Raw genomic sequence first — 12,553 nt, forward strand, 5'->3', positions numbered from 1 at the left:
GTTGGCCCAACATCCGCTTTGGCTTCGGTCGGGTATCGCGGATTGGGTACCAAGTGTTAGATTTTAACCATTATGCTGACGGCGAAGGTACTTGAAATCACGTTCCAGGACAGATTGAGAGACGTGCAACGGGAGCTGGAGGAGATCCTAGGGGGTGACGAAGGGGGCGATGAGGGACCGGCGTTCTGACGCTGGCCTCCGCAAGTCATTGTACCGCAATTTGCGGACACTCCGCCCAAAACCATCCTGGGCTACCGGTTTGGGCTGCCAAGATCGAACCCGCGACCCCTAAGCCGCTGTAATTATTGCTATTCGTTGGGGCTATAAAGGTTGGCTGGGGGACAAGGACTCGAACCTTGACTAGCGGAGTCAGAGTCCGCTGTTCTACCATTAAACTATCCCCCACCGAAGCTGCTGATTTACAAGCGTTTTCTGTGCTGTGCCCTCAGGCAGTGCCAGTGTCGCCAATCAGCGCCCGTGGAGGCGCTGAAATAGGGGGCTTTTTTTGCGGCGTCAAGCCTCGAAATCGCCGCGTGTTCGGCACTTTGGCTCATCTGGTCGGCGCACCCACTCCCCAGCATTCAAACCAGACAGCATTGGCGTCCTGAGCTCTCCCAGGCTGCACCTTCCGTTGTGGAGCAGCGTGCGCAACCGCACAGCTTGCCGTTGAGGCAAATTCTAGAAGCACTTTATTCGCAGAGGGATCTTATCAGATCTGAGGCAAATATTCGCAGTCCCGGATGATCTATATGATCCACTTAGTATACCGTTGCTTTTTGGGGGCGTGGATATTATTGCGATGATAACCGGATTGATCTTAGGATAAATCTCAAGAGGAGAATTTATTTCATGGCTAGAGTTACGCTCGATTCGAATGGCAACGCTTTGGGAACGTCCGGGGCCGAAACCATCACCGGCAATAGCAGGACGAACATCATAGACGGTCGCGGCGGCAACGATGTCATTAGGGGCGGCGGTGGAGCCGATCTGATCGATGGCTTCTCAGGCAATGATAAGATCTATGGCGACGGCGGCAACGATCTCATGAGCGGTGGTGCAGGCCGTGACACCATGACCGGCGGCTCGGGCTATGACTTCTTCGCCTTCGAGTCCAGGCTGTCGAACTCTTCGATCGACACCGTCACGGATTTCAGCGTGAAGTACGATACGATCATGCTCTGGAAGAACATCTTCAAGGTCTCGGCTTCATCAAACGGCGTGATCTCGTCGGGTGCCTTCTGGACTGGATCGCAGGCTCATGATGCGAACGACCGCATCATTTACAATAAGAGCACAGGCGCGCTCTTCTACGATGCGGATGGCACCGGGTCTAAGGCGGCGCTGCAGTTTGCGACGCTCGATAAGAATCTGAGCGTAACCCACAAGGACTTCATCGTTTTCTGACTTGTCACGGAGCGAACCTGCCGGGGAGGGCCTAGCAAGCCGCCTAGGGTCTAGTCTGCCGTTTCGATCGCTTCTACTCATCAATGGCGCCGCCTTCGGGCGGCGTTTCCATGTCCAAGCCTGCTCTCATGGCGGCCTCGTCCTCCGCATCCGCCATGTCAGCGGCGATCCGCTCGTAGCGGTCGAGAGCCCCCTGCAGGATGTAGGCGGCGGCCATCTTGTCCACGGCGTCGGCGCGCTTGGCCCTGGAGGCGTCCGCATCGAGAAGGGTGCGGGTCACCACCATGGTGGACATGCGCTCGTCCCAAAACAGGACGGGCAGGGGCAGGAGGGGCTTAAGGTTGCGCACGAAGGCGCGCGTGGCCTGTGAGCGGGGGCCTTCCGTGCCGTCCATGTTGAGGGGCAACCCGAAGACGAGCCCGCCGACATCGTAGCGGACGGCGAGATCCTTGATACGCCCTACATCCGGCGTGAACTTCACCCGCTTGATCGTCTCGAGCGGCGTCGCGATCCGGCTCTCCACGTCCGAGAGAGCGAGGCCGATGGTCTTGGTGCCGAGGTCCAGCCCCATGAGGCGCGCGCGTGGAGACAGGCCGTCGATGAAGGCGACCAGTTCGTCGTCCTTGGAAATCATGGAAGCCTCCTCAGCAGCGTCGCGGATCACCCGCAGTATAGAGGAACTCGCCCGGCGTCGAGATCAGGCGGCGCTGCTGGTCAGGTCGGGGGAGGCGGGGGCCGGGCTCGTGGCGCCTGTGCGTTGCGCCAACGCTTCGCCGGTGCGCCGGAACAGGTGGCAGAACTCGCGGGCAAGATCGAGGGACACTGTGCTGCCCGCCTCGTGCCGTGCGTCGCCGGGCTCGCGGATTGTGAGACGGCGGCCTTGGCCTGCATCCACGTAGAGAAGATGGTTTTCGCCCAGTTCCTCCACCAGCTCGACCCGGCCGGTCAGCGCACCCTCAGGGCTGATCCTGACATGGTCCGGCCTGATGCCGAGGGTGACGGCGTCGCCGGCCTGCACGCCGTCGGGCTGGACCGGGACCGACAGGGTGCCGCCGCCAGGCAGGCTCACCAGCACCTCGTTGGGTCCAGCGCCGGCAACCTCACATTCGATGAAATTCATCTGCGGCGAGCCGATGAAGCCCGCGACGAACAGGTTCGCCGGGCGATGATAGAGCTCGAGCGGCGTGCCCACCTGCTCGATCCGGCCCGTATTGAGCACGACGATCCGGTCGGCGAGAGTCATCGCCTCCACCTGATCGTGCGTGACGTAGATCATGGTCGCGCGAGTGTCGGTGTGGAGCTTGGCGATCTCGATGCGCGTCTGCACGCGCAGGGCCGCGTCGAGGTTGGAGAGCGGCTCGTCGAACAGAAACACCTTCGGATCGCGCACGATGGCGCGGCCGATGGCAACCCGCTGGCGCTGGCCGCCGGAGAGCTGGCGCGGCTTGCGGTCGAGCAGCGCCTCGATCTGCAGCAGGCGCGCTGCTTCCCGCACTTTGCGGTCGATCTCGGCGCGAGAGGATCTCGCCAGCTCTAAGCCGAAGGCCATGTTGTCGTAGACGTTCATGTGCGGGTAGAGCGCATAGGACTGGAACACCATGGCGATGCCGCGCTTGGCGGGCGCGAGGTCGTTGACCCGCTCGGCGCCGATGAAGAGATCGCCCGCCGTGATGTCCTCAAGGCCTGCGATGAGGCGCAGGAGCGTCGACTTCCCGCAGCCGGAGGGGCCGACGAACACGACGAACTCGCCGTCGCGGATGTCGAGATTGACCCCATGGATGACCTTCGCCTTGCCGAAGGACTTCTGGACATTCTTGAGAACCACATCAGCCATGCATGATTTCCCGGATTAGCCCTTCACCGCGCCAGCGGTCAGCCCCGCAACGATCTTGCGCTGGAACACGAGCACCAGGGCAATGATCGGCAGGGTCACGATGACGGAAGCCGCCATGATCGTGCCCCAGGGCAGCTCGTACGCCGTTGAGCCCGTCATGAGCGCGATGGCGGGCGGCACGGTGCGCCGCTCGTTGGTGAGGGTGAAGGTGAGGGCGAAGAGGAACTCGTTCCACGACACGATGAAGGCGAGAAGCCCCGTCGTCACCGCCGCCGGCATCATGAGCGGCAGGAACACGCGCCTGACCACGATCCAGGGCGTTGCCCCGTCGACGAAAGCCGCCTCCTCGATTTCTTTCGGCAGCTCGCGCATGAAGGTGGTGAGCACCCAGATCGTGAAGGGCAGGGTGAGCATGAGATTGGCAAGAATCAGGCCCGGCAGGGTGTTGTAGAGCCCGAAGCTGCGGATCAGCTCGAACATGCCCGACAGCACCGCCACCTGCGGGAACATGGAGACCGCGAGAATGGTCATCAGAAGGAGCGCGCGGCCCCGGAACGCAATGCGCCCGAAGGCATAGGCCGCCGTGATGCCGAGGCCCAGCGACACGGCAACCACCGCGCCTGCGACGATGATCGAGTTGAGGATGTTCTGGCCGAAGGGCTGGCGGTCGAACACGGCCGCATAGTTCGAAAGATCGAAGCGTTCCGGGAGATAGGCCACGGAGAACAGCTCGGCACCCGAGCGGAAGGACGAGATGATCGCATAGTAGAACGGAAAGAGCGCGAAGAGCCCGATGGCGATCACGAGCAGCCAGAAACCGATCCGGGTCAGCACCTTCATCGCGGATCCTCCCCGAGCCGGACTCGTCCCACCGCCAGCGTGATGACGACCAGAAGGGCGATGATGAGGAAGATCAGCGTCGAGGCGGCGGACCCCATGCCCACCTCCTGAAAATCCACGAGCTGCTGGCGCGCATAGACGGACATGGACATGGTGTCGCGGGAATTGGCCGTGAGCACGTAGATCAGATCGAAAACGCGTAAGGAATCGAGTGCGCGGAAGATGACCGCGACCAGCAGGGCCGGCTTGATGAGCGGCAGCGTCACACGGAAGAATACGCGCACGGGATGGACGCCGTCGACCCGTGCGGCCTCGTAGATGTCGCCCGGGAGCATTTGGAGCGCCGCAAGGATGAGGAGCGCCATGAACGGGGTCGTCTTCCACACGTCGACCATGACGACCGTCCACAGCGCCGTGTCGGGATTGGCCGTCCAGGTGATGGGCGCGGCGATCATGCCGAGGCGCAGGAGCATGTCGTTGATGACGCCGAACTGGTCGTGCAGCATCCAGTTCCACATGCGTGCGGAGACTACGGTCGGGATGGCCCAGGGAATGAGGATGATGGCACGCATGAGGCCACGGCCGGGGAAGGCGGCGTTGAGGATCAGCGCCACGATGATCCCGAGCACGGTCTCGATGGAGACCGACACGAGGGTGAACCACACCGTGTTCCAGACGGAATGCCACCAGTCGGGATCAGTCAGCAGCCCGAGCCATTCGCCGTCGTAATTGGCAAGGTAGTTCTCGAACCCGATGAACTCGTAGTCGCTTAAGTTATTGAGGTTGGCATCGGTGAAGCTGAACCAGATCGTCCGCGCCAGGGGCCAGCCGGCGATGAGTGCGAGGATGATCAGGCTCGGGGCGATGAAGAGCCATGCAGACCGAAGGCGTGAGCGCGTCAGCGATGAGCGGCGTCCCCGTGCCTGTTGCGGCACGGGAACGCCCGCTTGAGCGACGGCGCTCGTCATGCCTACTTCCAGCCGTCGCGCTTGATCCGCTTCAGGTCACGATCGAGGCGGTTCAGCGCCTGGGCAGGCTCGGCGCGCTTCGACAGCACCTGATGGGCCGCGTTGAAGAACTCCGTCGAGACCTTGTTGTAGTTCTGGCCTGTCGCGGTGGCGGGGCGCGCCACCGCATTGGTGAACACGTCCACGAGGTCGCCGATGAACGGGTTGGCCCTGGCGATGTCCGCATCGCTGTAGAGCGACACGATGGTCGGGTTGAAGGAGCCCTCGACCGCGCGGCGCTTCTGCTCGCCCTGGCCGGTGAGATACAGCACGAGATCCGTCGCGGCCGCGGCGTTCTTGGAGTACTTGGAGACGGCAAGAAGCTGTCCGCCGAGCGTGCCCGCATGGCGTCCGTCGGCGCCGCCCTTCGGCAGAGGTGCAATGCCGACCTTGCCCTTGATGGTGCTGTCGGCGCCTTGAGCCAGCGCCCAGGCATAGGGCCAGTTGCGCATGAAGGCGGCGTTGCCGGACTGGAAGACGCCGCGGGATTCCTCTTCCGTGTAGTTGAGCACGCCTTCGGGCGTGATGGTGCCGACCCAACCGGCGGCGGTTTTCAGGGCCTCGGCGGCTTTCGGGTTTTCGATGGTGACGTCGCCCTTGTCGTCGATGATCGTGCCGCCGCCGAAGGACGATACCCATTCCAGCGCGTTGGTGGCCAGGCCCTCATAGGCGCGGCCCTGCCAGACATAGCCCCAGAAATCGCCACGCCCCTCCTTGCGTTCGCCGTCCTGGATGAGGCGGGCGGTCTCCGTGAGCTCGGCCCAGGTCTGCGGCACGGGGCGCTTGTACTTGTCGAGAAGGTCCTGCCGATAATAGAGCAGGCCCGCATCGGCGAACCACGGCATCGCCATGAGCTTGCCGTTGACGCGGCTCGTCTCGACCATGGCAGGCAGGTGATCGTCGATGTCCGCCTGACCCTTGGCGGTCAGGTCCATGAGATGATCGGCCAGGATGCCGGTCCAGACCACGTCGATCTGGAACACGTCGATGTCGGACGCCCCTGCCGCCAGAAGCTGCTGGTAGAGGGCCAGGCGCTCGGTGGCGGAGTTGGGCGTCGAGACGATTTTGACCGTGTTGCCGGTCCGCTTTGCCCAGGCATCGACACCCTGCTTGCAGATCTCGTGTTCCTTGCCGAGCGCACTGCACGAGATGGAGATTTCCACCGCCCAGACGCTGGTCGAGACGAGAATTCCGGCAGCAAGGCCGAGGCTGGCGATGAGGCGTGGCATGGCTATCCTCCTGCAGGCTTGATGTTTATTGCTTAGCTTCTTAAAGCCCGATCTGCCGTTTTGTTCCTCTGGAACATGGTCAGGGGCTGAAGCCGCTCCATTTCATCTTGCCGAAAATGAGGGTATTTCCATGAAAATCACGTGGTATGGCCATTCCGCCTTCCGGCTCGACTTCGCCGGCAAGGCCGTGCTCATCGACCCCTTCTTCACCGGCAATCCTGGCTTCGAAGGCGACAAGGCGGCGATCACTGAGGGTGTCTCACACATCCTCGTCACCCACGGCCATGGGGATCACGTGGGCGATACCCTCGACATCGCGAAGGCGACAGGCGCCAAGGTGGTGACGAACTTCGAGCTGTGCATGTATCTGGCCAAGCAGGGCCTTGAGCACTTCGATCCCATGAACACGGGCGGCACGACCGGGCAGGGTGGATTTACCGTCACCCTGGTGCGGGCCGATCACTCATCCGGCCTCGTCGAGATGGACGTGAACTTCCCCCTCGGCAGCGCCAACGGAATCATCGTCAAGGCCATGGACCAGCCCACAATCTATCACATGGGCGATACAGACATCTTCGGTGACATGGCCTTGATCGCCGAAATCCATAAACCCGACGTGGTGATCGTGCCGATCGGCGACCGCTTCACCATGGGTCCCGAGGTCGCGGCGCTCGCCATTGAGCGCTATTTCAGCAACGCGAAGGCGGTGATCCCCTGCCACTACGGCTCCTTCCCCATGATCCTCCCCAACGCCGACCGCTTCGTGGCCGCCATGGACGGTAAAGGAATCCAGGTGGTGGTGCCGCACAAGACTGTGGGTGTGACGCTTTAGTCCAAAGGTCGTCATCCCGGGGCTGCGGAGCTGAACCCGGGATCGTCAGAGAAGTGTGGCGCTGGAACCCTCCTCCCCCTTGTGGGGAGGAGTTGGAGGTGGGGGTGTAGGCGCCACGCTGGTCCAGTTCAGCGCCAACACCCCCACCCTTAATCCCTCCCCACAAGGGGGAGGGAAACAGCGCCTCCTCCTGAACGCGATCCCGGATCTTCGCTGCGCTCCGTCCGGGATGACGATGAACATCGCGAGTGGCTCTGCCTCACATCCGCCGTTGCCCCCCGGCGCGGGCGGGTGCTATAGCCCGCCCATCAGATATCCAAGGGGTATGACCATTCATGTCGGTCGATGAGAAAACGGTTCGCCGCATCGCCCATCTGGCGCGCATTGCCGTGACGGATGAGGAGGTGCCCCATCTCCAGGGCGAGCTCAACGCCATCCTCTCCTTCGTCGAGCAACTCAACGAGGTGAATGTGGAGGGCGTCGAGCCCATGACCTCCGTGACGCCCATGGTGATGAAGAAGCGCCAGGACGGCGTGACCGATGGCGGTTATCCGGAGAAGATCGTCCAGAACGCCCCCGCCACGGAAGACAGCTTCTTCCTGGTGCCCAAGGTCGTTGAATAACGACATCATCCCGGGAGGACGCGTGAGCGGATAGCCGGGATCGCTAGACCAGTTTTCATTTCCAGACGATCCCGGATCGCTGCAGGGCAGCGTCCGGGATGACGAGGATGATCCCGTGACCGAACTGACCCATCTCACGATTGCCGAGGCCCGCGACGGCCTGAAGGCCAAGACCTTCTCCGCATTGGAACTCGCGCAGGCCCATGTCGCCGCCGTCGAGAAGGCGAGGGCGCTCAACGCCTATGTGCTCGAGACGCCCGAGAAGGCGCTCGCCATGGCCAAGGCCTCCGACGAGAAGATCGCCAAGGGCGAGGCCCGCGCACTTGAGGGCATTCCGCTCGGGATCAAGGACCTGTTCTGCACGGAAGGCGTGGTCTCCACGGCCGGCTCTAAGATCCTCGGCAACTTCAACCCACCTTACGAATCCACCGTCACCCGGAACCTGTGGAACGACGGCGCCGTGATGCTCGGCAAGCTCAACATGGACGAGTTCGCCATGGGCTCGTCCAACGAGACCAGCGCCTTCGGTCCCGTCGTGTCGCCCTGGCGGCGCGAGGGCTCGAACGTGAGTGCGGGCGGTTCCGGCGCCATCGAGGGCACCCATCTCGTGCCCGGCGGGTCGTCGGGCGGCTCGGCGGCGGCTGTGGCCGCTCATCTGTGCCTGGGCGCCACCGCAACCGATACCGGCGGCTCCATCCGCCAGCCGGCGGCCTTCACCGGCACGGTCGGCATCAAGCCGACCTATGGCCGCGTCTCCCGCTGGGGTACGGTGGCCTTCGCCTCGTCGCTGGATCAGGCCGGCCCGATCACCCGTACCGTGCGCGACTCGGCCATCATGCTGCGCTCCATGGCGAGCCCCGACCCGAAGGACACTACCTGCGTGGACCTGCCGGTGCCGGATTTCGAGGCGGCCATCTCCCGTGGCGTGAAGGGCCTGAAGATCGGCATTCCGAAGGAATACCGGATCGACGGCATGTCGCCCGAGATCGAGGCGCTCTGGCATCAGGGCGCCGAATGGCTACGCGCTGCCGGCGCCGAGATCGTCGAGGTTTCGCTGCCGCACACCAAGTATGCGCTGCCCGCTTATTACATCGTGGCCCCAGCCGAGGCGTCTTCGAACCTCGCCCGCTATGACGGCGTGCGCTACGGCCTGCGCGAGAACGGTAAGGACATTGTCGATCTCTACGAGAAGTCCCGCGCCGCCGGCTTCGGCCGCGAGGTCAAGCGCCGCATCATGATCGGCACCTATGTGCTCTCGGCGGGCTATTACGACGCTTACTACGTGAGGGCCCAGAAGCTGCGCACCCTGATCAAGCGCGACTTCGAGGAGGTCTACGCTCAAGGAGTTCACGCCATCCTGACGCCGGCGACCCCGTCCGCCGCCTTCGGCATCGGCGAGAAGGGCTCGGGCGATCCAGTCGAGATGTATCTCAACGACATCTTCACCGTGACGGTGAACATGGCGGGCCTGCCGGCCATCGCCGTGCCGGCCGGGCTCGATGCCCAGGGGCTGCCGCTGGGCCTCCAGCTCATCGGCCGCGCCTTCGACGAGGAGACGCTCTTTGCCGCCGGCCAGGTGATCGAGGACGTGGCCGGCCGCATCAAGCTGCCCCAGGCCTGGTGGGCTTGAGAGACGTGGGACCGACCGTACCCGTCGTCACCCTGTGGGACTGGTTGCCGGCCGCCTTCGACCCGGTGCTGATCCTGATTGCCGTCTGGCTCGGCTGGAAGGCCGACCAGTTCGGCAAGGTGCTGATCATCGGCATGATCGCTCTGGCCGTGTCGGTGCTCGTCTCCTGGGCGATCAGCAGCATGGGCCTGCCCTGGATCGCGCCTGTACGGTCTGATGGGCTGACGCTGTTTCCCGTGCGCTTCGTCGCGGCCATGCTGTGGGCGAGCGGCGCCTATGCCGCCCGCCGGCTGGCCAGGGGTTAGGTTTCCGCGAGTCCCACACCGGAACCGGCCGGATTGCCGAGCGCGATCCCAATTTCGGCCAGGGTGGCCTTCTCTGCATCGCTGACCGCCACGCCACCAAACCCTAAGAACCCGCCTTCTTTGCCGGCTTCGGCCGACTTCTGGGCGACACTCCAGAGCCAGGACTTGAAGGCGGCTGCCTCGTCAGGGGCCTTGGCGTCGAGCAGACCGGACACGGCGCCAAGCTCCTCGATGGCCTTGCGTTTCACATCGGCGAACTGGCTGCCCTTGAACTGAGCCTGGAAAGACTCGCGCACGGCGTTCCGGGTCTCGGTGTTGGCGATGTCGTCGGCCACGGCTTTGACGAGCGGCGTAGCCTGGGCGTTCTGCTTGGCCTCGAGCAGGGCCCAGCCGCTGGACATGGATTCCTGCAGGAGACTCCAGAGCCCGCCCGGATCCGCCGCGGTGATCGCCATGCTGGCCACCACCGGGCTTGCAACGAGGCGGGACCATTCTTCAGGGGTGAAGCTCGATTTGTTTGCCATCTTGGGACTCCTGCGGACGGTAAGACTCTCAGGCGAAAGCGCTCAAGCTTGCGGTTGGTTCCTCGGCCGGGCCATTGGTGCCCACCCCAAATGGAATGGGCCCGACCGTGAGGTCAGGCCCATCCTGCGCAGTGAGACGCGAGACGCGAGGTTACTGCTGCGGAGCTGGGGTAGCCGGGGCAGCCGGAGCCGGGGTGGTCGGGGTCGCCGGAGCGGTCGTAGAACCGCCGGCGGCGCCGGAACTGGCGCGCGGAGCAGTGCTTTCCGTCTGCGTGCCGGTGCTGCCAGTCGTGCTCGGCTCGCCGCCGCCATCATAGAACAGGAAGGCGAGCAGGCCCAGCGCGATAACAAGACCGCCGATCACATAAGCAAGCGTGTTCGAACCACGAGCGCTGTTATCGTAGACGTTGGTCTCGCGATTGTAGACGTTGGGTTCGCGATCCATCGGATCCATAGCCATTTTGAAACTCCTTGACCGTTTTACCTCCCGAACAACGCCGTATATCGGATGGAGTTTCATCGGAGCGTGGCAATTATTTTCGATATCTGTGCATAATTTATTTCTGATCTTAACGATTGGTCCGCCACTCTGAACGCCCGTTCATCTTGAAGGGGGTTGACCGGTTCAATCGCCGCTCGTACTCCGGCTAGAGCATCGTGCGGAAAAGTGGCCCCCGGTTTTCCGCGCCAGCGATGCTCTAATTTGTGCAAAGAAGCATCGGATGGGTCCCAAAAGTGCATTCCACTTTTCGGTCCGATGCTTTAGCAAATGCGAGAGATTAAAGGCGCAAGGCTCATGAACGCTCCGGTCAACCCTAAGAAGCTCGTCAAGGGCGCGACAGGCGATTGGGAAATCGTCATCGGCATGGAGATCCACGCCCAGGTGACGAGCCAGGCCAAGCTCTTCTCCGGCGCCTCGACGGCCTTCGGCAACGACCCCAACAGCAATGTCTCCCTGGTGGACGCGGCCATGCCCGGCATGCTGCCTGTCATCAACGAGGAATGCGTGCGCCAGGCCATCCGCACGGGCCTGGGGCTCAAGGCCGAGATCAACCTGCGCAGCACCTTCGACCGCAAGAACTATTTCTACCCGGACCTGCCGCAGGGCTACCAGATCAGCCAGTACAAGAGCCCCATCGTGGGCGAGGGCGAGGTGATCGTGGACGTGCCGGAGACCGGCGAAACCATCATGGTGCGCATCGAGCGCCTGCATCTCGAGCAGGATGCCGGCAAGTCGATCCACGACCTGCACCCCACCATGAGCTTCGTCGACCTCAACCGTTCCGGCGTGGCCCTGATGGAGATCGTGTCGAAGCCGGATCTGCGCTCGTCCGACGAGGCCCGCGCCTACGTGACCAAGCTGCGCACCATTCTGCGCTATCTCGGCACCTGCGACGGCGACATGGACAAGGGCAGCCTGCGCGCCGACGTGAACGTCTCCGTGCGCCGCCCGGGCGACGAACTCGGCACCCGCTGCGAGATCAAGAACGTCAACTCCATCCGCTTCATCGGCCAGGCCATCGAGTTCGAGGCGCGTCGCCAGATCGCGATCCTCGAGGACGGCGGCAAGATCGACCAGGAGACCCGCCTCTACGATCCGGGCAAGGGCGAGACCCGCTCCATGCGCTCGAAGGAAGAAGCCCACGATTACCGCTACTTCCCCGATCCGGACCTGCTGCCGCTCGAGTTCGACCAGGCCTATGTGGACGATCTCGCGAAAGGCCTGCCGGAACTGCCGGACGAGAAGAAGGCGCGGTTCATGGCCGATTACGGCCTCTCGCCCTATGACGCGAGCGTGCTGGTGGCCGAGCGCGCCTCCGCCGACTTCTTCGAGGAGGTGGCGAAGGGCCGGGACGGCAAGGCGGCTGCGAACTGGATCATCAACGAGCTGTTCGGCCGCCTGAACAAGGAAGGCAAGGACATCGCGGAGACGCCGGTCTCGGCAGCTCAGCTCGGCGCCATCATCGAGCTCATCGGCGAGAATGTGATCTCCGGCAAGATCGCCAAGGACCTGTTCGAGATCGTCTTCACGGAAGGCGGCGATCCGCGCGAGATCGTGGAACAGCGCGGCATGAAGCAGGTGACCGACACCGGCGCCATCGAGAAGGCCGTGGACGAGATCATCGCGGCCAATCCCGACAAGGTGGAGCAGGCGAAGGCGAAGCCCACTCTGCTCGGCTGGTTCGTCGGCCAGACCATGAAGGCCACCGGCGGCAAGGCCAACCCGCAGGCGCTGAACGAGATCCTTAAAGCTAAGCTCGGGATCGAGTAGGGCTCATGATCCTCCGGCGGAACGCAGCCGCTTCCGCCGGCCTCTTGCCGCGC

The 12,553-nt window shown here is 63.3% G+C and carries 13 protein-coding genes and 1 tRNA gene; 6 read left to right on the plus strand and 8 right to left on the minus strand.

Annotated elements, in window-relative coordinates:
- Positions 1-331: 331 nt before the first annotated feature.
- Positions 332-405: transfer RNA gene (locus VB618_RS02950), tRNA-Gln, on the minus strand.
- Between the two features lie 444 nt (positions 406-849).
- On the opposite strand from VB618_RS02950, the gene VB618_RS02955 reads away from it, so the two are divergent.
- Entirely contained in the window at positions 850-1,404 is a 555-nt protein-coding gene (locus VB618_RS02955; RefSeq protein WP_329794998.1) for a calcium-binding protein, read from the plus strand.
- A 73-nt stretch (positions 1,405-1,477) separates the two neighbouring features.
- Here VB618_RS02955 and ruvX read toward each other — a convergent pair whose 3' ends face one another.
- The 5 genes from ruvX to VB618_RS02980 all read right to left on the minus strand — a co-directional run bounded on the left by ruvX (position 1,478) and on the right by VB618_RS02980 (position 6,314).
- Positions 1,478-2,038, minus strand: coding sequence for a Holliday junction resolvase RuvX (gene ruvX, locus VB618_RS02960; protein ID WP_329794999.1), 561 nt, complete (start codon positions 2,036-2,038; stop codon positions 1,478-1,480).
- A gap of 63 nt (positions 2,039-2,101) precedes the next feature.
- A complete protein-coding gene (locus tag VB618_RS02965) occupies positions 2,102-3,238 on the minus strand; it encodes an ABC transporter ATP-binding protein (protein ID WP_329795000.1) in 1,137 nt (378 codons plus the stop codon).
- A gap of 15 nt (positions 3,239-3,253) precedes the next feature.
- Positions 3,254-4,078 (minus strand): carbohydrate ABC transporter permease, encoded by an 825-nt coding sequence (locus VB618_RS02970; RefSeq protein ID WP_329795001.1) that lies wholly within the window; start codon positions 4,076-4,078, stop codon positions 3,254-3,256.
- The gene (locus tag VB618_RS02975) at positions 4,075-5,046 is read right to left on the minus strand and encodes a carbohydrate ABC transporter permease (protein WP_329795002.1); all 972 of its coding nucleotides are present in this window, start codon (positions 5,044-5,046) and stop codon (positions 4,075-4,077) included. Before VB618_RS02975 ends, VB618_RS02970 begins: the two co-directional genes overlap by 4 nt.
- 2 nt (positions 5,047-5,048) lie before the next feature.
- The gene (locus VB618_RS02980; protein ID WP_329795003.1) at positions 5,049-6,314 is read right to left on the minus strand and encodes an ABC transporter substrate-binding protein; all 1,266 of its coding nucleotides are present in this window, start codon (positions 6,312-6,314) and stop codon (positions 5,049-5,051) included.
- A gap of 130 nt (positions 6,315-6,444) precedes the next feature.
- Here VB618_RS02980 and VB618_RS02985 point away from each other — a divergent pair, with 130 nt between their 5' ends.
- The 4 genes from VB618_RS02985 to VB618_RS03000 all read left to right on the plus strand — a co-directional run bounded on the left by VB618_RS02985 (position 6,445) and on the right by VB618_RS03000 (position 9,704).
- On the plus strand, positions 6,445-7,146 hold the full coding sequence (locus VB618_RS02985; RefSeq protein ID WP_329795004.1) for a metal-dependent hydrolase: 702 nt from the start codon (positions 6,445-6,447) through the stop codon (positions 7,144-7,146).
- 335 nt (positions 7,147-7,481) lie between these two features.
- On the plus strand, positions 7,482-7,769 hold the full coding sequence (gatC, locus tag VB618_RS02990; RefSeq protein ID WP_329795005.1) for an Asp-tRNA(Asn)/Glu-tRNA(Gln) amidotransferase subunit GatC: 288 nt from the start codon (positions 7,482-7,484) through the stop codon (positions 7,767-7,769).
- A 115-nt stretch (positions 7,770-7,884) separates the two neighbouring features.
- A complete protein-coding gene (gene gatA / locus VB618_RS02995) occupies positions 7,885-9,399 on the plus strand; it encodes an Asp-tRNA(Asn)/Glu-tRNA(Gln) amidotransferase subunit GatA (RefSeq protein WP_329795006.1) in 1,515 nt (504 codons plus the stop codon).
- Entirely contained in the window at positions 9,396-9,704 is a 309-nt protein-coding gene (locus VB618_RS03000) for a hypothetical protein (protein ID WP_329795007.1), read from the plus strand. Before gatA ends, VB618_RS03000 begins: the two co-directional genes overlap by 4 nt.
- On the opposite strand, the gene VB618_RS03005 is transcribed toward VB618_RS03000, so the two are convergent.
- Together VB618_RS03005 and VB618_RS03010 are read right to left on the minus strand one after the other, a co-directional pair.
- Entirely contained in the window at positions 9,701-10,228 is a 528-nt protein-coding gene (locus VB618_RS03005) for a hypothetical protein (RefSeq protein ID WP_329795008.1), read from the minus strand. The two genes, VB618_RS03000 and VB618_RS03005, sit on opposite strands and share 4 nt — an antisense overlap.
- Positions 10,229-10,379: 151 nt before the next feature.
- Positions 10,380-10,688, minus strand: coding sequence for a hypothetical protein (locus VB618_RS03010; protein ID WP_329795009.1), 309 nt, complete (start codon positions 10,686-10,688; stop codon positions 10,380-10,382).
- A gap of 336 nt (positions 10,689-11,024) precedes the next feature.
- Here VB618_RS03010 and gatB point away from each other — a divergent pair, with 336 nt between their 5' ends.
- Positions 11,025-12,500, plus strand: a complete 1,476-nt coding sequence (gene gatB, locus VB618_RS03015; protein ID WP_329795010.1) for an Asp-tRNA(Asn)/Glu-tRNA(Gln) amidotransferase subunit GatB — start codon at positions 11,025-11,027, stop codon at positions 12,498-12,500.
- The last annotated feature ends 53 nt before the right edge of the window (positions 12,501-12,553 follow it).

Source organism: Microvirga sp. CF3062, from assembly GCF_036314045.1.
GTDB lineage: Bacteria > Pseudomonadota > Alphaproteobacteria > Rhizobiales > Beijerinckiaceae > Microvirga.

Bases quoted from the DNA above. Each gene is read 5' to 3' on its own strand.
- VB618_RS02955 (WP_329794998.1), top strand. From the start codon at position 850: ATGGCTAGAGTTACGCTCGATTCGAATGGCAACGCTTTGGGAACGTCC.
- ruvX (WP_329794999.1), bottom strand. From the start codon at position 2,038: ATGATTTCCAAGGACGACGAACTGGTCGCCTTCATCGACGGCCTGTCT.
- VB618_RS02965 (WP_329795000.1), bottom strand. From the start codon at position 3,238: ATGGCTGATGTGGTTCTCAAGAATGTCCAGAAGTCCTTCGGCAAGGCG.
- VB618_RS02970 (WP_329795001.1), bottom strand. From the start codon at position 4,078: ATGAAGGTGCTGACCCGGATCGGTTTCTGGCTGCTCGTGATCGCCATC.
- VB618_RS02975 (WP_329795002.1), bottom strand. From the start codon at position 5,046: ATGACGAGCGCCGTCGCTCAAGCGGGCGTTCCCGTGCCGCAACAGGCA.
- VB618_RS02980 (WP_329795003.1), bottom strand. From the start codon at position 6,314: ATGCCACGCCTCATCGCCAGCCTCGGCCTTGCTGCCGGAATTCTCGTC.
- VB618_RS02985 (WP_329795004.1), top strand. From the start codon at position 6,445: ATGAAAATCACGTGGTATGGCCATTCCGCCTTCCGGCTCGACTTCGCC.
- gatC (WP_329795005.1), top strand. From the start codon at position 7,482: ATGTCGGTCGATGAGAAAACGGTTCGCCGCATCGCCCATCTGGCGCGC.
- VB618_RS03005 (WP_329795008.1), bottom strand. From the start codon at position 10,228: ATGGCAAACAAATCGAGCTTCACCCCTGAAGAATGGTCCCGCCTCGTT.
- VB618_RS03010 (WP_329795009.1), bottom strand. From the start codon at position 10,688: ATGGCTATGGATCCGATGGATCGCGAACCCAACGTCTACAATCGCGAG.
- gatB (WP_329795010.1), top strand. From the start codon at position 11,025: ATGAACGCTCCGGTCAACCCTAAGAAGCTCGTCAAGGGCGCGACAGGC.